This is a genomic window from Thermomonas fusca, from assembly GCF_005862345.1.
Classification (GTDB): domain Bacteria; phylum Pseudomonadota; class Gammaproteobacteria; order Xanthomonadales; family Xanthomonadaceae; genus Thermomonas; species Thermomonas fusca.
This window is the reverse complement of the sequence record NZ_SROY01000001.1, coordinates 70,237-88,176: the sequence shown is the minus strand read 5'-3', so window position 1 is coordinate 88,176 and position 17,940 is coordinate 70,237. Positions and strand designations below refer to the sequence as shown.

Annotated in this window: 18 protein-coding genes; 13 read left to right on the top strand and 5 right to left on the bottom strand. The window is 69.7% G+C overall.

Annotated elements, in window-relative coordinates; genetic code table 11:
• Positions 1 to 8: 8 nt before the first annotated feature.
• Entirely contained in the window at positions 9 to 1,037 is a 1,029-nt protein-coding gene (locus E5S66_RS00380; RefSeq protein WP_138346488.1) for an NAD(P)H-dependent glycerol-3-phosphate dehydrogenase, read from the top strand.
• An 84-nt stretch (positions 1,038 to 1,121) separates the two neighbouring features.
• Here the strand turns inward: E5S66_RS00380 and E5S66_RS00375 are convergent, their stop codons facing one another.
• The 3 genes from E5S66_RS00375 to E5S66_RS00365 form a co-directional block, all read right to left on the bottom strand.
• Positions 1,122 to 1,679, bottom strand: a complete 558-nt coding sequence (locus tag E5S66_RS00375; RefSeq protein ID WP_028839519.1) for a porin family protein — start codon at positions 1,677 to 1,679, stop codon at positions 1,122 to 1,124.
• A gap of 152 nt (positions 1,680 to 1,831) precedes the next feature.
• The gene (locus E5S66_RS00370; protein ID WP_138346485.1) at positions 1,832 to 2,311 is read right to left on the bottom strand and encodes a tRNA (cytidine(34)-2'-O)-methyltransferase; all 480 of its coding nucleotides are present in this window, start codon (positions 2,309 to 2,311) and stop codon (positions 1,832 to 1,834) included.
• A 57-nt stretch (positions 2,312 to 2,368) separates the two neighbouring features.
• A complete protein-coding gene (locus tag E5S66_RS00365) occupies positions 2,369 to 3,169 on the bottom strand; it encodes an SDR family oxidoreductase (RefSeq protein WP_138346482.1) in 801 nt (266 codons plus the stop codon).
• Positions 3,170 to 3,273: 104 nt separating this feature from the next.
• On the opposite strand from E5S66_RS00365, the gene E5S66_RS00360 reads away from it, so the two are divergent.
• From E5S66_RS00360 to E5S66_RS00330, 7 genes are all read left to right on the top strand, one after another.
• Positions 3,274 to 6,117: a M16 family metallopeptidase gene (locus tag E5S66_RS00360; protein WP_138346479.1), complete on the top strand. Its 2,844-nt coding sequence runs from the start codon at positions 3,274 to 3,276 to the stop codon at positions 6,115 to 6,117.
• A gap of 170 nt (positions 6,118 to 6,287) precedes the next feature.
• The gene (locus E5S66_RS00355; protein ID WP_028839515.1) at positions 6,288 to 6,602 is read left to right on the top strand and encodes a DUF4156 domain-containing protein; all 315 of its coding nucleotides are present in this window, start codon (positions 6,288 to 6,290) and stop codon (positions 6,600 to 6,602) included.
• A 123-nt stretch (positions 6,603 to 6,725) separates the two neighbouring features.
• Complete coding sequence (locus tag E5S66_RS00350) at positions 6,726 to 7,742, top strand: 3-oxoacyl-ACP synthase III (RefSeq protein WP_138346476.1); 1,017 nt, start codon at positions 6,726 to 6,728, stop codon at positions 7,740 to 7,742.
• Between the two features lie 439 nt (positions 7,743 to 8,181).
• Positions 8,182 to 8,604: a hypothetical protein gene (locus E5S66_RS00345; RefSeq protein ID WP_138346473.1), complete on the top strand. Its 423-nt coding sequence runs from the start codon at positions 8,182 to 8,184 to the stop codon at positions 8,602 to 8,604.
• A gap of 174 nt (positions 8,605 to 8,778) precedes the next feature.
• On the top strand, positions 8,779 to 9,480 hold the full coding sequence (locus E5S66_RS00340) for a hypothetical protein (RefSeq protein WP_138346470.1): 702 nt from the start codon (positions 8,779 to 8,781) through the stop codon (positions 9,478 to 9,480).
• Between the two features lie 92 nt (positions 9,481 to 9,572).
• Entirely contained in the window at positions 9,573 to 10,196 is a 624-nt protein-coding gene (locus E5S66_RS00335) for a class I SAM-dependent methyltransferase (protein ID WP_138346467.1), read from the top strand.
• Between the two features lie 27 nt (positions 10,197 to 10,223).
• On the top strand, positions 10,224 to 11,126 hold the full coding sequence (locus E5S66_RS00330; protein WP_138346464.1) for an alpha/beta fold hydrolase: 903 nt from the start codon (positions 10,224 to 10,226) through the stop codon (positions 11,124 to 11,126).
• 171 nt (positions 11,127 to 11,297) lie between these two features.
• On the opposite strand, the gene E5S66_RS00325 is transcribed toward E5S66_RS00330, so the two are convergent.
• Together E5S66_RS00325 and E5S66_RS00320 are read right to left on the bottom strand one after the other, a co-directional pair.
• On the bottom strand, positions 11,298 to 12,035 hold the full coding sequence (locus E5S66_RS00325) for an SDR family NAD(P)-dependent oxidoreductase (protein WP_138346461.1): 738 nt from the start codon (positions 12,033 to 12,035) through the stop codon (positions 11,298 to 11,300).
• A gap of 79 nt (positions 12,036 to 12,114) precedes the next feature.
• Positions 12,115 to 12,540: a YkgJ family cysteine cluster protein gene (locus E5S66_RS00320; protein WP_138346460.1), complete on the bottom strand. Its 426-nt coding sequence runs from the start codon at positions 12,538 to 12,540 to the stop codon at positions 12,115 to 12,117.
• A 95-nt stretch (positions 12,541 to 12,635) separates the two neighbouring features.
• Between E5S66_RS00320 and oleC the strand changes: the two genes are divergently transcribed.
• The 5 genes from oleC to ubiB all read left to right on the top strand — a co-directional run bounded on the left by oleC (position 12,636) and on the right by ubiB (position 17,912).
• A complete protein-coding gene (gene oleC / locus E5S66_RS00315; RefSeq protein ID WP_138346457.1) occupies positions 12,636 to 14,288 on the top strand; it encodes an olefin beta-lactone synthetase in 1,653 nt (550 codons plus the stop codon).
• Positions 14,285 to 15,280, top strand: a complete 996-nt coding sequence (gene oleD, locus E5S66_RS00310) for a 2-alkyl-3-oxoalkanoate reductase (protein ID WP_138346454.1) — start codon at positions 14,285 to 14,287, stop codon at positions 15,278 to 15,280. The genes oleC and oleD overlap by 4 nt, the downstream gene beginning before the upstream one ends.
• A gap of 133 nt (positions 15,281 to 15,413) precedes the next feature.
• Positions 15,414 to 15,569 (top strand): DUF1328 domain-containing protein, encoded by a 156-nt coding sequence (locus tag E5S66_RS00305; protein WP_138346451.1) that lies wholly within the window; start codon positions 15,414 to 15,416, stop codon positions 15,567 to 15,569.
• A gap of 55 nt (positions 15,570 to 15,624) precedes the next feature.
• Positions 15,625 to 16,263: a ubiquinone biosynthesis accessory factor UbiJ gene (locus E5S66_RS00300; protein WP_138346448.1), complete on the top strand. Its 639-nt coding sequence runs from the start codon at positions 15,625 to 15,627 to the stop codon at positions 16,261 to 16,263.
• The gene (gene ubiB, locus E5S66_RS00295; protein ID WP_138346445.1) at positions 16,260 to 17,912 is read left to right on the top strand and encodes a ubiquinone biosynthesis regulatory protein kinase UbiB; all 1,653 of its coding nucleotides are present in this window, start codon (positions 16,260 to 16,262) and stop codon (positions 17,910 to 17,912) included. The genes E5S66_RS00300 and ubiB overlap by 4 nt, the downstream gene beginning before the upstream one ends.
• The last annotated feature ends 28 nt before the right edge of the window (positions 17,913 to 17,940 follow it).

Genomic DNA, 17,940 nt, shown 5'->3' with positions numbered 1-17,940 from the left:
CGCGACGCATGACGGCGTCTGCCAAACCGAAGGTCGCGGTCCTCGGCGCGGGCTCCTGGGGCACCGCGCTGGCGGCACTGATCGCCCGCCACGACCACCCCACCGTGCTGTGGGGCCGCGATGCCGCCGCCGTGGCGGCCATCGAAGGCGGCGGCGAGAACCCGCGCTACCTGCCGGGCATCGTCCTGCCGGGCGCGCTGCGCGCCACCACCTCGCTGCACGAAGCGCTGGCCGACGCCGAGCTGGTGCTGGTGGTGGTGCCCTCGCACGCCTTCGCCGAAACCCTGCGCGCGCTGGCGCCACTGCGTCCGCCGCAGGCCGGCGTGGCCTGGGCCACCAAGGGCTTCGAGCCCGGCAGCGGGCGTTTCCTGCATGAAGTCGCCGCCGAAATGCTGGGCGATGAGGTGCCGCTGGCTGTGGTCACCGGGCCTTCGTTCGCCAAGGAAGTGGCCGAGGGCCTGCCCACCGCGCTGACCGTCCATTCCGACGATGCCGCGTTCTGCCGGCAGGTGGCCGACGCGCTGCACGGCCCGGCGTTCCGCGCCTACACCGGCAACGACATGCGCGGCGCCGAACTCGGCGGGGCGATGAAGAACGTGCTGGCGGTGGCCACCGGCGTGGCCGACGGCATGGGGCTGGGCCTGAACGCCCGCGCTGGCCTGATCACCCGCGGCCTCAACGAGATGCTGCGCCTCAACATCGCCCTCGGCGGCCGCCCGGAAACCCTGATGGGCCTGGCCGGTCTTGGCGATCTGGTGCTGACCTGCACCGGCGACCTGTCGCGCAACCGCCGGCTGGGGCTGGCGCTGGGGCGCGGCGCCACGATCGCCGATGCGGTGCGCGAGATCGGCCAGGTGGTGGAATCCCTGCAGACCGCCGACGAAGTGATGCGGCTGGCCAATGCGCATGGCATCGAACTGCCGATCGCCGAAGGCGTGCGCGACGTTCTGCACGGCACGGTCACGCCGGCGGAAGGGCTGGCGCGGCTGATGGCGCGCGAGCGCAAGGCGGAATACCCGCAGTCGCTGTTCGGCTGATCCGCCGAAGCGGCGCGGATCGCGCCGCGCGCAAAAGAAAACGCCCGGCAATGCCGGGCGTTTTTGCGTGGCTTGGCGGATGCCTTACCAGGTGAAGCGCGGGCCCACGAACCACTGGGTATCGCCGCCGTTGACCAGCTTGACCTCGGCCGCGGCGCCCCAGTTCTGGTTGAACTTGACCGCTGCGCCCAGGCGGCCGTAGGCGTCGCCGTCGAAATCGTCGCCGTCCTGGTAGCCCAGCATCGCGTAACCCTCGATGTTCGGGGTCATCATGCTGCGCACGCCGGCTTCGGCGCTGTAGCCCTCGGCCTTGATGCCGGCGCCGGCATCCAGCTTCTCGTAGGCCAGCTGGCCGACGAAGTCGGTGCGGTCGGAGATGCTGCGGTTGTAGCCGCCGCCCACCCGCCACTGGTCGAAATCGACGCTGGTGTTGTCGATCTTCTGGTTGGCGTAGTCGGCGAACAGGTGGAAGTTCGGGTGCACGGCCACCGAGCCGCGCAGGCCCCAGCCGTCGGCGTCGCCGGCGTCGGTGTTGGTGGCGACGTAGCCGCCCTGCACGTAGTTGTACTTGATGCCGTCGGCCGCGGAGGCGGCGAAGGGCATGGCGGCGGCGAGGGCGAAGGCAAGGATGTGACGCTTCATGAGGTGGACCTCCATGTTGTTGTTGGCCCCGTCGAATCGGCGGGACGTGGGGGCATTCTTTGCGCCCGGTCACAACATGGACTGAATAACGGACTTTTCGGTACAGGAATCGTTCGGGTTCGCTGTAGTACGCGCCGCGCGATGGCGCAGGGCTATTCGCCGCCGGCGAAACCCGCTTGCCGCCACGCTTCGAACACCATCACCGCCACCGCGTTGGACAGGTTGAGGCTGCGGTTGTCCGGCCGCATCGGCAGCCGCAGGCGCTGCGCTTCGGGAATGCTTGCCAGCACCACCGGCGGCAGGCCCGCGGTTTCGCTGCCGAACAGGAAGGCGTCGTGTTCGCGGTAGGCAGGCGCGTCGAAACGCACGCGCCCGCGCGTGGACAGCGCGAACACCCGCGGCGGCGTGCCCGCCTGGGCGGTGATCGCGGCCAGTGCGGCATCGAGGTCGTCGTGCACCTGCATTCGCGCGTACTCGTGGTAGTCCAGCCCGGCGCGTTTCAGCTGGCGGTCGTCGATGTCGAAGCCGAGCGGGCGCACCAGGTGCAGCTGCGCGCCGGTATTGGCGCACAGGCGGATCACGTTGCCGGTGTTGGGCGGGATTTCCGGGCGATGCAGGATGACGTGCAGCATGCGTTTACTCCCTCACCTGCTTGCAGGGGAGGGTTGGGGAGGGGTTGGCTTTCTGCCTCACCACGACAGCGCTTCGCCGCGCCAGTCGAAGAAGCCGCCGGACTGCGCGGGTGTGGCGGCATCGATCAGCCGCAGCATGCCGGCGACCACGTCGGCCGGCGCATCCGGCGCTTTCTCGCCGCCCATGTCGGTTTGCACCCAGCCCGGATGCAGCGACAGCACCACGATGCCGCGCGCGGCCAGCGCCTGCGCCAGCTGCGCGCTGGCCATGTTCTGTGCGGCCTTGCTGATGGCGTAGCTGGGCGCGCCGAAGCGGGTGACGCCGGCAATGGAGCCAAGCTGGGAACTGAGGTTGGCGATGACCGTCCGGTTGGTGTTGCCGAGGGCGCCGGGGAGGCGGTCAAGTCGCTCCCCGATACTCGCTTGGTTGACCGCCTCCCCGGCGCCCTCGGCAACACCATCGCCATCCCGCAGCAACGATGCCACCGCCTGCGCCAGCAGCAATGGCCCGATGGCGTTGATGCGCAGGCTGTCCTCCAGCGTCTCCTGCCGCAGCTGGCCGAAGCGTTCGCCCGAATGCAGCACGCCGGCGTTGTTGATGACGAGGTCCAGCCGTCCGTCCTCGCCAAGTACCAGCGGCAGTTCGCGGATCAGCTCGGCGCGGGACTTTTCGCTGGCCACGTCCAGCGGCAGCACGTGCAGGCGGCCCGGATGTTCGCCACCCAGCGCGTTCAGCGCGGCGGCCTTGCCGGGGTGGCGGCAGGTGGCGATGACGTGGTCGCCGCGAGTCAGCAGCTGGCCCGCGAACGCCAGGCCGATGCCGCGGTTGGCGCCGGAGACAAGGACGGTGCGGCTCATGCGGGACTCCCGGGGATGGCTTCCGGCCTAGTGTATCGGCCATGCACGCGGTCTATCATGGGAAAGTTTGCTGTCCGTCACGTTGTTTCCCACAGGAGTTGCCCATGTCCGTGCTTCGTCCCGCCGCGCTTGCGCTTGCGCTCGCCACTGCCCTGACCGCCGGCGGTTACGCCCCCATCGCACGGGCCGCCAGCGCCCCGGCCGTCGACATCCCCTACGAAACATTCACCTTGCCGAACGGCCTGCGCGTGGTGGTCCACACCGACCGCAAGGCCCCCATCGTGGCGGTCAATGTCTGGTACCACGTGGGCAGCAAGGACGAACCGGCGGGCCGCACCGGCTTCGCCCACCTGTTCGAGCACCTGATGTTCAACGGCAGCGAAAACGCGCCGGGCGAATTCTTCACCCCGTTCAAGGCCATCGGCGCCACCAACCAGAACGGCACCACCAATTCCGACCGCACCAACTACTTCGAGAACGTGCCCACCACCGCGCTGGACACCGCGCTGTGGATGGAGTCCGACCGCATGGGCCACCTGCTGGGCGCGATCGACCAGAAGACCCTGGATGAGCAGCGCGGCGTGGTCCAGAACGAGAAGCGCCAGGGCGAGAACCAGCCCTACGGCCAGGTCTGGGACGTGCTGGGCGCGACGATGTACCCCAAGGGTCACCCGTACCACCACAGCACCATCGGTTCGATGAACGACCTCAACGCAGCCGCGCTTGCGGACGTGAAGACCTGGTTCAAGACCTGGTACGGCCCGAATAATGCGGTGCTGGTGCTGGCCGGCGACATCGACCTCGCCACCGCCAAGGACAAGGTGGCGAAGTTCTTCGGCGACATCCCGGCCGGCCCGAGCATGGCCCAGCCGAAGGTGGACGTGGCTGCGCACAGCGCCGATTCGCGCTCGGAAATGACCGACCAGGTGCCGCAGTCGCGCATCTACCGGGTGTGGAACGTGGCCGAATACGGCGCGCCCGACCTCGACCGCCTGCAGCTGCTCGCGCAGATCCTGGGCGGCGCCAAGTCCTCGCGCCTGGACAAGCGGCTGGTGCACCAGGACAAGCTGGTCGACAACGTCAGCGCCGGCGCCTACGGCTCGCAGCTCAGCAGCACCTTCATGATCACCGCCGCGGTGAAGCAGGGCGTGGAGGTGGCGAAGGTGGAAGCGGCCATCGACGAGGAGCTGAAGAAGCTGCTGGCCGAAGGCCCCACCGCCGAGGAAGTGACGCGCAACCGCACCGCCATCGAGGCCGGCTGGATCCGCGGCGTCGAGCGCATCGGCGGCTTCGGCGGCAAGGCCGACGCGCTGGCCGAATGCGCCGTGTTCATGGGCGATCCCGGCTGCTTCCGCGACAGCCTGAAGACCCTGGCCGAAGCCACCCCGGAGGCGCTGCGCACCGCCGGCAACGCCTGGCTGGGCGCCGGCAAGGGCAGCCACACCCTGGTGGTGAACCCGGGCAAGCGCGTGGCGCTGCAGGAAGAACCGGCGGCCACCCCGACCCCCTTCAAGACCCCGAAGGCGGACACGAAGTACAAGACCGTGGCATCCAGCGTGGACCGCAAGGGCGGCGTGCCGATGCCGGCCAGCTTCCCGGACCTGAAGTTCCCGCAGCAGCAGCACGCCACCCTCAGCAACGGCACCAAGGTGGTGCTGGCCGAGCGCCACGACATCCCGGTGGTGCAGATGAGCTACGAGTTCCGCGGCGGCCAGGCGGCCGACCCGACCGCCAAGCCGGGCATGGCCAGCTTCACCATGAGCCTGCTGGACGAAGGCGCGGGCGATCTCAACGCGCTGGCCTTCGCCGACCGCGCGCAGTCGCTGGGTGCCAACCTCGGCGCCAGCGCCGGCCTCGACAGCAGCAGCGCCTATCTGTCGGCGCTGAAGCAGAACCTGGAGCCGTCGGTGACCCTGTTCGCCGACATGCTGCGCAAGCCGCGCTTCGAGCAGGCCGACATCGAGCGCGTGCGCGGGCAGTGGATCGCCGGCATCAAGCAGGAGAAGGCCAACCCGAACGGCATCATCCAGCGCGTGCTGCCGGGCCTGGTGTTCGGCGCCGGCCATCCCTACGCCGCCCCGCGCACCGGCAGCGGCACCGAGGCGTCCATCGCCGGGCTGACCCGCACCGACCTGCAGGGCTGGCATGCCGGCGCGCTGCGTCCGCAGGACGCCACCCTGGTGGTGGTGGGCGATACCACCCTGGCCGAGATCGTGCCGGTGCTGGAGAAGAACTTCGGCGGCTGGAAGGCCAGCGGCAATGCCAGCGCCGCCGCTGCGATCCCGCAGGTGGCCGCGCAGGCCAAGCCGCGCGTGTTCCTGATCGACCAGCCGGGTGCGGTGCAGGCCAACATCGTTGCCGCCAAGACCCTGCCGTCCAGCGCCGATCCGAAGACCGTGCAGTACGACATGGCCAACATGATCGTCGGTGGCGACTTCACCGCCCGCCTGAACATGAACCTGCGCGAGGACAAGCACTGGTCATACGGCGCCCGCAGCGGGGCCGGCGGTTCGCTCGGCCAGCGCCTGTGGAGCGCCTCGGCGCCGGTGCAGATCGACAAGACCGGCGAGGCGATGGCGGAAATCCAGCGCGAGCTGGCCGATTACGCCAGCGGCAAGGCCCCGGCCAGCAAGGACGAGGTGGAAGGCATGGAAAAGGTGCTCACCCTGACCCTGCCCGGTGCCTATGAAACCGCGTCCTCGGTGATGAGCACCATCGCCAGCAACGTGCTGTACAGCCGCCCGGACGACTACGTGTTCCAGCGCACGGCGGAGATCGAGGCGATGACCCCCGAACAGGTTAACGCCGCGGCCAAGGCGCTGGACCCGGCCGGCCTGACCTGGGTGGTGGTGGGCGACCTGTCCAAGACCGAAGCGCCGATCCGCGCGCTGAACCTGGGCGAGGTCACCATCGTCGACGCCGACGGCAAGCCGGTGGCGAAGAAGTAAGCCATCGCCCCACTCCCTCCCTGCTTGCAGGGGGCGGAGCCGCGCGCTGCGATGCCAGCTCTTGTCTTCCTCACCTGCCTGCAGGGGGGGTGGGGGAGGGGTCGCTTTTGCACGATTCAGACGCACCGGGCGACAATCCGGTGCGTCTTCTTTTTTTCGGGAACCCGAGCATGCCCCTGCCGATCCGCTTTGCCGCCGTCCTGCTGGTGCTTGCCCTGCCTGCCTGCACCTTCGTGAAGATGGCGCCCGGCGCGCAGCAGGTGAAGGTGCTGTCGGTCGCGCCCACCGGCTGCGAGAAACGCGGTGACGTGGCGGTGTCCATCACCCATCGGGTGGGCTTCTACGAGCGCGACGACACACGCGTGCGCGACGAGCTGGAGCTGCTGGCCCGCAACGAGGCCCCCGGCCTGAATGCCAACCGGATCAGCCCGCTGGGCCCGCCGGAAGATGGCAGCCAGCGCTGGGCGATGTGGCGCTGCAACTGAATGCGGGGCAAGCCGCGAGCGTGATCGCGGGCGCAGTTTCCACAGTACGCTGCCGCATGGATTGACAAGGCGCTATCCTATGCGGTTCCGGCGCCGCCTCGGCGCCAGTGCGAGTGTCCCGCCATGCTGTTCCAACATGTCTCCATTGCCGGTCTGGCCCACATCGATGCGCCGCGCCGGCTGTCGTCGGATGAGATCAACGCGCGCCTGCGGCCCACGCTGGATCGGCTGGGTATCCGCGTCGACGTGCTCGGCGACATCGCCGGCGTGCATGCGCGCCGCCTGTGGGACGACAACGTGCAGGCTTCCGACGCCGCCACCCTGGCCGGCGTGAAGGCGCTGGCCGATGCCGGCATCGACCCGGACAAGGTCGGCCTGCTGGTCAACACCTCGGTCAGCCGCGACTACCTGGAGCCGTCCACCGCTTCCATCGTCAGCGGCAACCTCGGCCTGCCCGACACCTGCCAGAACTTCGACGTCGCCAACGCCTGCCTGGCCTTCATCAACGGCATGGACATCGCCAGCCGCATGATCGAGCGCGGCGAGATCGACTACGCGCTGGTGGTCGATGGCGAAACCGCCAACATGGCCTACGAAAAAACGCTGGAGCGCATGACCCGCACCGACGTCACCGAAGCCGACTTCCGCAGCGAAATGGCCACGCTCACGCTGGGCTCCGGTGCTGCCGCGATGGTGCTGGCGCGCAGCGAACTGGCGCCCGGCGCGCCGCGCTACAAGGGCGGCGTCACCCGTGCCGCCACCGAGTGGAACAAGCTCTGCCGCGGCAACCTCGACGGCATGATCACCGACACCCGCCTGCTGCTGATCGAGGGCATCAAGCTGGCCACCAAGACCTTCGAGGTGGCCAAGCTCAAGCTGGGCTGGGTGGCCGGCGAGCTGGACGAGTTCGTCATCCACCAGGTCAGCAAGGTCCACACCGCCGCCTTCACCAAGGCCATGGGCATCGACCCCAAGAAGGTCATGACCATCTTTGCCGAACACGGCAACATCGGCCCGGCCAGCGTGCCGATCGTGCTGAGCAAGCTGCGCGAGATGGGTCGCCTGAAGAAGGGCAGCCGCGTCGCCCTGCTCGGCATCGGCTCGGGGTTGAACTGCTCGATGGCGGAAGTGGAGTGGTGAATCGGATTGCGGGCCTGGGGCAATCCACGGGATTTGCCGACGCCTGAGAAAATCGCGAAGCCAGAAAGCAGGTGATGCGATCTGGCTTCCTTATGGCGCGGCTTATCCGCCATAGGACAAGGCTCCATGCCTTGCCGATTCAGTGGGCAACGCCGCCAGCAGACCCGGTTCTCCCGGCCGGCCCCGGCAGGGACGTATGCTGGCGGGATTCCGAGCGCCGACTGCGGCGCGTGATCCCTTGCGGTCGTCGGCTTCTTCGCCCGCGGATGGAAGAGCTCCAGAGCGACCCGCGCCGCGATTGACCAGAAGGCCTTCCGGTGGGCCGGGATGTGGCGGGCATGGGGAAACGTCGCCTCGAATCGGCAGGAGGTCGGCGCGGGTTGGTGCAATATTCAGCTCTCACCCCGGCCCGCGCGGCCGCAATCGCGAGGATTCCCGCATGAGCGCAGTTCCCGGTTGGTTCAAGGTGGTGGCAGTGCTGGCGCTGCTGTGGAATGTGCTGGGCTGCGTGGCGTTTTTCGCGGACCTGAAGCTCTCTCCCGCGGACGTGGCCCAGCTGCCTGAAGCACAGCAGGTGCTGTATGCCGCACGGCCGGCCTGGTCGGTGGCGGCCACCGGGCTCGCGGTGTTCGGTGGCGCGCTGGGGTGCCTGGGTCTGCTGCTGCGCAGGAATTGGGCGGTGGCGGTGCTGGCGCTCTCGCTGTTGGGCATCGTGATGCAGGACATCGCGCTGTTCCTGCTGGTGGACGGCGCGCGCCTGGCCGGCCCGGTGGCGGTGGTGCTGCAGACCGTAGTGCTGGTGGTCGGCATCGCGCTGCTGTTGCTGGCGCGCAAGGCCAGCGCGCGGGGCTGGCTGGGTTAGCGCGCACACGGTACCCGTCGCAGGCCACTGCAGCGGGCCAGGCATGACGGCGCACAACTTCCGCAGCCTGCCGAAGTTGCACCGGCTTGGAGAATCCCCGCGCCGCTGGCTATCCTCCGATGGGGCGGCCGGGGAGCGCGCCGCTTCGCACCATGACGCAACCAGGGGAACGCAATGGCAGACAAGGAGAACAGCCCGGCGATGGCGCCGGCGGAAGCCGCACGGCCGGGGATGCTGCGACGTGCGTTGCAGTGGTACTGGGGCCAGCGTGATAGCGCCGAGCAGGGCGAGCCGGTCAAGCGCACGTTGGTCGCGGTGGTGCTGCTGGCGCTGGGCGTGGGGGGCAGCGAGGCCTATGGCTATGTGCGCGACAAGTTCCGCGACCCCGACGCCTACCTGGTGCAGATGAAGCAGGACCAGGACGCCGCGTTCAAGAAGCTGCAGGGCAGCCTGGACGCGCTGGGCAGTTCAGTGGAGGGCAACGGACGGCAGGCGCTGTCGCAGGTCAGGAGCGCGGTCAGCGAGATGAAATCCGCCAATGCCGGGCTGATGGCGCAGCTGGCCCTGGCCAAGCAGGAGAACGTGCGCCTGTCGCAGGTAGCGGGCCAGCAGGCGGGGGTGAGTGGCGGCTACGACATCATCCTGTCCCAGAACACCGGACTGGCGCTGGATGCCTCATCGGTGCTGGGCGTCCGAGGTGTTTCCAGCGGTGGGGCGTATGTGACCGTGAGCGCCGCGGGCGCCGGCGACCAGCGGAAATTCCTGCAAAGTGGCGAGTCCATTACCTATCGCGGCGCCGCTGGCCGTGAATGCCGGATCAGCCTGTTGTCCGTGTCGGGTGGCGAGTCGGCGTCGTTCAAGACGAGCTGCGGTTGATGGGGGCAGCGAGTGCGGGGCCGCATTCGGTCGGTCGGGCCGAGTGCGATCGTGCCGGGCACAGCGAAGTGGCGGCCCCCGCCATCTGCCCGATGTGCGGGAATGCGACCCGCGCCTTCTGCGAGGACCGCGCGCGGCGCTACTTCGAATGCCCGGGCTGCGGGCTGGTGTCGGCCGACCCGGCCTCGCAGCTGTCGCCGGAAGACGAACGCGCGATCTACGACCTGCACCAGAACGATCCCGCCGATGCCGGCTATCGCCGCTTCCTGTCGCGGCTGGCCGATCCGCTGGTCGCCAGGCTCGTCCCCGGCATGCGCGGGCTGGACTTCGGCTGCGGGCCGGGGCCGGCGCTGTCGATCATGCTGCGCGAGGCGGGCATGGCGATGGCCGATTACGACCCGTGCTACGCGCCCGACGCGGCGCTGCTGGACGCGCAGTACGACTTCGTCACCTGCACCGAGGTGGTGGAGCACTTCCGCGACCCGCTGGCGGGCTGGACGCAGCTGGCGTCGCTGGTGCGTCCGGGGGGCTGGCTGGGGGTGATGACCCAGCTGGCGCCCGATGTGCCGGCGAACTTCCTGCGCTGGCGCTACCGCGACGACCGCACCCACGTCAGCTTCCATCGGCTGGCCACGCTGCAGTGGCTGGCGGCGCGTTTCGGCTTCGCGCTCGAACGGCTGGAAAGCCAGGCGTTCCTGCTGCAGAAGCAAGGCTGAAGCGGGCGCACCGCCTACAATAGGCGGATGCGCTTTCCCGACTATCCGTTCACCCCGCAACGCTTCGAAGTCCGCCCCGGCATCGCCCTGTCCTTCCTCGACGAAGGCCCGCGCGACGGCGAGGTGATCGTGATGCTGCACGGCAATCCGTCGTGGAGTTTCTATTGGCGACATCTGGTGGCCGGTTTGCGCGACAAGTACCGCTGCATCGTGCCGGACCATGTCGGCATGGGCCTGAGCGATCGCCCGGACGATGGCCCGTCCGCGCAGCCGCGCTACGACTACACGCTGCAGTCGCGCATCGACGACGTGGACGCGCTGCTTCGGCACCTCGGCATCGATGGCCCGGTGACGCTGGCGGTGCACGACTGGGGCGGGATGATCGGCTTCGGCTGGGCGCTGCGCGATCCCGCGCGCATCAAGCGGCTTGTCATCACCAACACCGCCGCTTTCCCGCTGCCGGCGGCCAAGCGTTTTCCGGCGCGGCTGGCGATGGGGCGCGATTCGCGCCTGGGTGGCTGGCTGATCCGCCGCTTCAACCTGTTCGCGCGCGGCGCGGCGTGGATGGGCACGAAGCGTTCGTTGCCGAAGGACGTGCGCGCCGCCTATGCCGGCGTGTACGACGGCTGGGACCGGGCGATCTCCACCCTGCGCTTCATGCAGGACATCCCGCTGCACGACGGCGACCGCGCGATGCCGCTGGTGCAGGCCAGCGCAAAGGCACTGCCCGGCTATGCGGACCGGCCGGCGTTCATCGGCTGGGGCCTGCGCGATTTCGTGTTCGACAAGCACTTCCTCGACGGCTTCCGCAACGCGCTGCCGAACGCGGAAGTGCATGCGTATGCCGATGCGGGCCACTACGCGCTGGAGGACAAGCACGAAGTGCTGGTGCCGCTGATCCGGGCGTTCCTGGATCGCAATCCGCTGTAGCGCCTGTTCCGCCGCGGGAGCGTCGACGGAAGGATGGCACCACAAGTTGCGAGGCCAGCCGGAGGGCAGCGGCCTCGCAACCAAGCGAGTATCGGGGAGTGCGCCTGCGCAGCAGGTGCGTTGCGAGGCCGCTGCCCCCCGGCTGGCCGGCTCCGAAGCTGATTCCTGCGATCAGAGAATCCAGCCGCCGTCCACGGTCAATTCCGCGCCGGTCACGAACCCTGCATCGGGGCCGACGAGGAAAGCCACCGCGGCAGCGATTTCCTCGGGCTTGCCGATGCGCTTGAGCGGCGTGGCTTCGATGCCGGCCTGATTGGCCTCCGGCGGGTTGTTGTCCAGCATCGGCGTGTCGATGAAACCCGGATGCACGGAATTGACGCGGATCTGCGCCGGCGCCAGTTCCAGCGCGGCGGTCTTGGTCATCCCGCGCACCGCCCACTTGGTGCCCACGTAGGCGGCGGCGTTGGGGAAGCCGAGCTGGCCGGCGATCGAGCTGATGTTGACGATGCTGCCGCCGCCAGCCGCGCGCAACGGCGCCTGTGCATGCTTCATGCCGAGGAAGGGGCCCAGCTGGTTGACCCGGAACTGCTGCTCGACGTCGCTGACCGCGGCGTCGGCGATCTGGCCGGGATGGAAGATGCCGGCGTTGTTGACCAGCACGTGCAGGCCGCCGAAGCGCGCAGTCACTGCGGCCAGCGTGTCCACCCACGCGGCTTCGTCGCCGACGTCGTGGTGGAAATACGCGGCGCGTTCGCCCAGTTCCGCCGCCAGCGCGCGGCCGGCATCGTCCAGCACGTCGGTGATCGCAACGCTGGCGCCGTCGGCATGCAGCCGGCGGACGATGGCCGCACCGATGCCGCGCGCGCCGCCGGTGACCAAAGCGACCTTGCCGTCCAGTTTTCCGCTCATCTCGCGATCCTCCGCATGGGTGGACGTCCAGCCTGCGCGCGCGCGCCCGCGGATGTTTTGATCGGGATCAACCCGCCGCTCACGCGGCGACCGGCGGCATCGCAGGCGGCAACGGGCTGTTGCCGCTGTCGTCCGGGTGGTCGTCGTTGTCGGCGCCGTCGCGCCAGCGCCAGTCGGCCGCGGTCAGCACGTGCAGGCCGAAGGCGATCCGGGCCTTGTCGCACTGCGCGCTGGGGCGGCCGAATTCGAACGAGGCTTCGACCTCGCGGCAGACCGATGGCCGGTTGGGATGGATGCTGCAGCGCGAGTACTTGCCGATGTCGGCATCCAGCGCCACGCAGCGGATCGGCGCGGAGAAGGTGCCCTGCATGCACAGGCGGTGGCCGTCGAGTTTCTCGGTGAGCGCGGCCGGCACGCCGCCGGGCGTGACCTCGTCCGATTCCATCCAGTGGAAGGCGACGCGGTACTGGGTGCAGCAGGCGCCGCAGGTCAGGCAGGGATGCATGGAAGGCCGGGCCTTGCGCGGCGAAGATCGGGACAGGGACGCGATTTTTTTCCGTGCCGGGCCGGCGCGCAAGGGGGGCGGGCGATAATGCCGGCATGACCGAACCCTGCAACATCGCCGCCGCGCTGCCGCGGCTGGCCCGCCAGCACCCCGACCAGGTGGCGATGCGCTGCCCCGGCGCGCGCGGCCGCTATGAGGCGGCGCTGACCTATGCCCAGCTGGACGCGCGCAGCGACGCCATCGCCGCGGGCCTTGCCGGACGCGGCATCCGTCGCGGCACCCGCGCGGTGGTGATGGTGCGGCCGACGCCGGAGTTCTTCCTGCTGATGTTCGCGCTGTTCAAGGCCGGCGCGGTGCCGGTGCTGGTGGATCCCGGCATCGACAAGCGCGCGCTCAAACAGTGCCTGGACGAGGCGCGGCCGGAAGCGTTCATCGGCATCCCGCTGGCGATGCTGGCGAAGGCGCTGTTGGGCTGGGCGAAATCGGCATCGGTGCGCATCACCACCGGACGCTGGCCGCTGCTGGCCGACACCACCCTGGCGCGGATCGAGGCCGAAGGCGCCGGCGCCGGTCCGCAGCTGGCCGCGACCGACGGCGAGGACGTGGCCGCGATCCTGTTCACCAGCGGCAGCACCGGCGTGCCGAAGGGCGTGGTGTACCGGCACCGGCACTTCGTCGCGCAGATCGCGATGCTGGGCGAGGCGTTCGGGATCGGTACCGGCGGCATCGATTTCCCCACCTTCCCGCCGTTCGCCCTGTTCGACCCCGCGCTGGGGCTGACCAGCATCATTCCCGACATGGACCCCACGCGCCCGGCCAAGGCCGATCCGCGCAAGCTGCACGCGGCCATCGAACGCTTTGGCGTGACCCAGCTGTTCGGCTCGCCGGCGCTGATGGGCGTACTGGCCGCGCACGGCGAAAAACTGCCCACCGTGAAGCGCGTCACCAGCGCCGGTGCGCCGGTGCCACCCGACGTGGTGCGGCGGATGCTGGAACTGCTGCCGGCCGATGCGCAGCTGTGGACGCCCTACGGCGCCACCGAATGCCTGCCGGTGGCGGTGATCGAAGGCCGCGAGCTGCTGATCCTGCGCGCGCGCACCGAAGCGGGCGCCGGCACCTGCGTGGGCCGGCCGGTGGCGGGCAATGCGGTGCGCATCATCGGCATCGATGATGGCGCGATCCCCGACTGGAACGACGCGTTGCAGGTCGCGCCCGGGCAGGTCGGCGAAATCACCGTCGCCGGTCCCAGCGCCACCGACACCTACTTCAACCGCGACGCGCAGACCGCGCTGGCGAAGATCCGCGAAACCCTGCCCGATGGCAGCACGCGCATCGTCCACCGCATGGGCGACCTCGGCTGGTTCGACGGCGAAGGCCGGCTGTGGTTCTGCGGGCGCAAGTCGCAGCGGGTGGTCGTCGATGCGCAGGCCACGCTGTGCACCGAGCAGGTCGAGCCGGTGTTCAACACCCATCCGCAGGTGCTGCGCACGGCGCTGGTCGGCATCGGTGCCAAGGGCGCGCAGACGCCGGTGCTGGTGTTCGAATTGAGGCCGGGCGCGCAGGCCGAGGTGGCGGAAGTCGCCGATGAACTGCGCCACATCGCGGAAGGCTTCGTGCACACCGCCAGGATCGAGCGCTTCCTGCACCATCCCAAACCATTCCCGGTGGACATCCGCCACAACGCCAAGATCGGCCGCGAGAAGCTGGCGGCGTGGGCGGCGGCGCAACCCGCGGGGGGCAGGGCATGAAGCTGCTCGTCACCGGTGGCGGCGGTTTCCTCGGTCAGGCGCTGTGCCGCGCGCTGCTGGCGCATGGACACGAGGTTGCCAGCTTCAGCCGCAGCCGCCATGCGGCGCTGGACGCGCTGGGCGTGCGCCAGCTGCAGGGCGACCTGGCCGATCGCGAAGCGGTGCTTGCGGCGCTCGCGGAAGGCTTCGACGCGGTGCTGCACAACGCCGCCAAGGCCGGCACCTGGGGCAGCTACCAGAGCTATTTCGATGCCAACGTGACCGGCACCCGCAACGTGATCGCGGCCTGCCGCGCGCATGGCATCGCCCGGCTGGTGCATACCTCCACGCCCAGCGTGGCGCATCGCGCGACCCATCCGGTGGAGGGCGCCAGCGCCGACGAGGTGCCCTACGGAGAAGGCGTGAAGGCGCATTACGCCACCACCAAGATCATCGCCGAGCGCGAGGTGCTGGCCGCCAACGACGCCGCGCTGGCCACCGTTGCGCTGCGTCCGCGCCTGATCTGGGGACCGGGCGATACCCAGATCCTGCCGAAGCTGGTCGAACGCGCGCGCAGCGGGCGGCTGCGGCTGGTCGGCAGCGGCGACAACCTGGTCGACACCACCTACATCGACAACGCCGCGCAGGCGCACGTGGATGCGCTGGAGCACCTGCACGTCGGCGCCGCCTGCGCCGGTCGTGCCTATTTCATCAGCAACGGCGAGCCGTGGCCGCTGCGCGAGGTGTTGAACGGGCTGCTGCGCGCGGCGGGCGCGCCGGAAGTGCACAAGGCCCTGCCGTTCCGTGCGGCGTACGCGATCGGTGCGGTCTGCGAAATGCTGTGGACCGCGCTGCCGCTGCGCGGCGACCCGCCGATGACGCGCTTCCTGGCCGAACAGCTCAGCACCGCGCACTGGTATTCGATGGCGCCGGCCACGCGCGATTTCGGCTACGTGCCGAAGGTGTCCATGGCCGAAGGGCTGGCGCGGCTGCAGGCCTCGCTGGGGCGCTGACGGGCCGAGGCCCGCCGCTTGCGACGCCGCAGGTGCAGGTGGCGGCGATGGGTGCGTGCCTTCACTCCGGCGTGATCGGGCCGCGTCCAGTCTGGCGCGGCGCCAATCCGGCGCGGCCGAACGGAGTCGTCCGATGCTGCATTACGCCCTCGTCTTCCTTGTCATCGCGCTGATCGCCGCCTTCCTCGGCTTCAGCGGGCTTGCCGGCATGGCGGCCACCATCGCCAAGGTGCTGTTCGTCGTCTTCCTGATCCTCGCGGTGGTCGCGTTCCTGCGTAAACGGGTCTGATCCGTGCGGGTGCAGGCGCGCGGTGTCGACGCGCGACCGGCCCTACAATGCGCGCATGACCGAGCCCGCCTTCAACTGGAAACAACCCGCCGGCCGCGCGCTGGAACTGGCGCTCAACCATGCGCTGGCGCTGGACGAGGACACCCGCGACGGCCTGCGTGCGCTGGAGGGCCAGCGGGTGGCGCTGACCATCGCGTCGCCGCCGCTGGCCCTGCAGGTACGGGTGGAGGATGAAGCGCTGCGGGTGGGGCCGCTGGATGGCGATGCCGAACCGGATCTCGGCGTGCGCGCAACCCTGGGCGGGCTGATCCAGCAGTTGCCCATCTTCCGCAGCAGCAACGCGCCGCCGGTGGGCAAGCTGCGCATCGAAGGCGATGCCGAACTCGCGCGCCGCCTGCAGAAGCTGGCGCAGGGTTTCGATCCCGACTGGCAGCTGCCGTTCGTGCGGGTGTTCGGCGAGGTGCTGGGCGTGCAGGTCGCCAAGGCCGTGCGCGCGGCGATGCAGCAGGCACAGGTCGCCGGCCGCAACCTCGCAGGCATGGCGGCCGAATACGTCACCGAGGAAAGCCGCGACGTGGTGCCGCGCGCCGAGCTGGATGCCTTCCACGACGACGTGGATGCGCTGCGTGATGATGTCGAGCGGATCGCCGCCAGGATCGTCCGGCTGCGCCGCGAGCGGGGCCTGGCTGCATGAAGTCGGCGCTGCGTGCATGGAAGATCGGCCGGGTGCTGCTGCGCTACCGGCTGGACGACCTGCTGGATGGCACCCCGGCCGAGCGCTGGCTCAAGCTGATGCGGCCGTTCGTGCCGCGCGCCTCGCGCGAAGTGGCCACCCAGTCGCGCGGCGCGCGGCTGCGGCTGGCGCTGCAGGAACTGGGGCCGATTTTCGTCAAGTTCGGGCAGATCCTCTCGACCCGTCGCGACCTGGTGCCGCCGGACATCGCCGAGGAGCTGACCCAGCTGCAGGACCGGGTGGCGCCGTTCGACGGCCTGCAGGCGCGCGCGCTGGTGGAAGCGGCGCTGGGCCGCGGCATCAACGACGCCTACGCCGACTTCGACACCGTGCCGCTGGCCTCCGCCAGCATCGCGCAGGTGCACGCGGCAACGTTGCACGACGGCCGCGAGGTGGTGGTCAAGGTGCTGCGGCCGGACATCGCCAGGCTGATCGCCTCCGATATCGCGCTGCTGAAGAACGTGGCCGGCATCGTCGACCGCACTCACCCGAGCGCCGACAAGATCCGCCCGCGGGAGATCGTCGCCGAGATCGAGAACACGCTGGCCGCCGAGCTCGACCTGCAGCGCGAGGCCGGCAACGCCAGCCTGCTGCGGCGCAACTGGCTGGACTCGCCCGATCTGTACGTGCCGGAAGTGATCTGGTCGCACACCGCCGAACGCGCGATGACCATGGAGCGGGTGCGCGGCATTCCGTCCGACGACATCGCCGCGCTGGATGCCGCCGGCATCGACCGCAAGGCGCTGGCGGCGAAGGGTGTGCGGGTGTTCTACCAGCAGGTATTCCGCGACAACTTCTTCCACGCCGATGCCCACGCCGGCAACATCTGGGTGGACTCCGGGCGCAAGGCCGATCCGCGCTTCATCGCGCTGGATTTCGGGATCATGGGCCAGCTCTCCAGCGACGACCAGTACTGGCTCGCCGAGAACTTCATGGCGATCTTCAATCATGACTATCGCCGCATCGCCGAGTTGCACGTGCAGGCCGGCTGGATGCCGCCGCACATCCGCATCGACGAGCTGGAAGCGGCGGTGCGCGCGGTCTGCGAGCCGTACTTCACCCGCCCGCTGAGCGAGATCTCGCTGGCCGAAGTGCTGGTGAAACTGTTCCGCACCGCGCAACGCTACGAACTCACCCTGCAGCCGCAGCTGATCCTGCTGCAGAAGACCCTGCTGAACATCGAGGGCGTGGGCCGCCAGCTGGATCCGAAGATCGACATCTGGGCGGTGGCAAGGCCGGTGCTCGAGGACATCCTGGCCGAGCGCTACAGCCCGAAACGGCTGGCCGGCGAGCTGCGCAAGCGGATGCCGGAGCTGGTCACCCGCGCACCGGAAATGCCGCGCCTGCTGCACGCCTGGCTGCAGCAGCAGGTGCAGGGCGGGCACGAGCTGAGCATGCGTTCGACCGACCTGCGCGAGATCGCGCAGACGCTGGCGGCGATGCAGCGGCGGGTGGTGGCCTCGATCCTCGGCGTCGGCCTGCTGATCGTGGCGGCGGTGCTGTACGCGCTGGAGGCCGGCGGGCCGCAGCTGCTGTCGCTGCCGGTGTCCACGTGGATCGCCGGCGTCGGCGGGCTGTGGGCGCTGCTGGCGGCGTGGCCGCGGCGCTAGAGCGCAGCGCGGCGCGACCGGCGCATGC

Bases quoted from the DNA above. Each gene is read 5' to 3' on its own strand.
- E5S66_RS00380 (WP_138346488.1), top strand. From the start codon at position 9: ATGACGGCGTCTGCCAAACCGAAGGTCGCGGTCCTCGGCGCGGGCTCC.
- E5S66_RS00375 (WP_028839519.1), bottom strand. From the start codon at position 1,679: ATGAAGCGTCACATCCTTGCCTTCGCCCTCGCCGCCGCCATGCCCTTC.
- E5S66_RS00370 (WP_138346485.1), bottom strand. From the start codon at position 2,311: ATGCTGCACGTCATCCTGCATCGCCCGGAAATCCCGCCCAACACCGGC.
- E5S66_RS00365 (WP_138346482.1), bottom strand. From the start codon at position 3,169: ATGAGCCGCACCGTCCTTGTCTCCGGCGCCAACCGCGGCATCGGCCTG.
- E5S66_RS00360 (WP_138346479.1), top strand. From the start codon at position 3,274: ATGTCCGTGCTTCGTCCCGCCGCGCTTGCGCTTGCGCTCGCCACTGCC.
- E5S66_RS00355 (WP_028839515.1), top strand. From the start codon at position 6,288: ATGCCCCTGCCGATCCGCTTTGCCGCCGTCCTGCTGGTGCTTGCCCTG.
- E5S66_RS00350 (WP_138346476.1), top strand. From the start codon at position 6,726: ATGCTGTTCCAACATGTCTCCATTGCCGGTCTGGCCCACATCGATGCG.
- E5S66_RS00345 (WP_138346473.1), top strand. From the start codon at position 8,182: ATGAGCGCAGTTCCCGGTTGGTTCAAGGTGGTGGCAGTGCTGGCGCTG.
- E5S66_RS00340 (WP_138346470.1), top strand. From the start codon at position 8,779: ATGGCAGACAAGGAGAACAGCCCGGCGATGGCGCCGGCGGAAGCCGCA.
- E5S66_RS00335 (WP_138346467.1), top strand. From the start codon at position 9,573: ATGTGCGGGAATGCGACCCGCGCCTTCTGCGAGGACCGCGCGCGGCGC.
- E5S66_RS00330 (WP_138346464.1), top strand. From the start codon at position 10,224: ATGCGCTTTCCCGACTATCCGTTCACCCCGCAACGCTTCGAAGTCCGC.
- E5S66_RS00325 (WP_138346461.1), bottom strand. From the start codon at position 12,035: ATGAGCGGAAAACTGGACGGCAAGGTCGCTTTGGTCACCGGCGGCGCG.
- E5S66_RS00320 (WP_138346460.1), bottom strand. From the start codon at position 12,540: ATGCATCCCTGCCTGACCTGCGGCGCCTGCTGCACCCAGTACCGCGTC.
- oleC (WP_138346457.1), top strand. From the start codon at position 12,636: ATGACCGAACCCTGCAACATCGCCGCCGCGCTGCCGCGGCTGGCCCGC.
- oleD (WP_138346454.1), top strand. From the start codon at position 14,285: ATGAAGCTGCTCGTCACCGGTGGCGGCGGTTTCCTCGGTCAGGCGCTG.
- E5S66_RS00305 (WP_138346451.1), top strand. From the start codon at position 15,414: ATGCTGCATTACGCCCTCGTCTTCCTTGTCATCGCGCTGATCGCCGCC.
- E5S66_RS00300 (WP_138346448.1), top strand. From the start codon at position 15,625: ATGACCGAGCCCGCCTTCAACTGGAAACAACCCGCCGGCCGCGCGCTG.
- ubiB (WP_138346445.1), top strand. From the start codon at position 16,260: ATGAAGTCGGCGCTGCGTGCATGGAAGATCGGCCGGGTGCTGCTGCGC.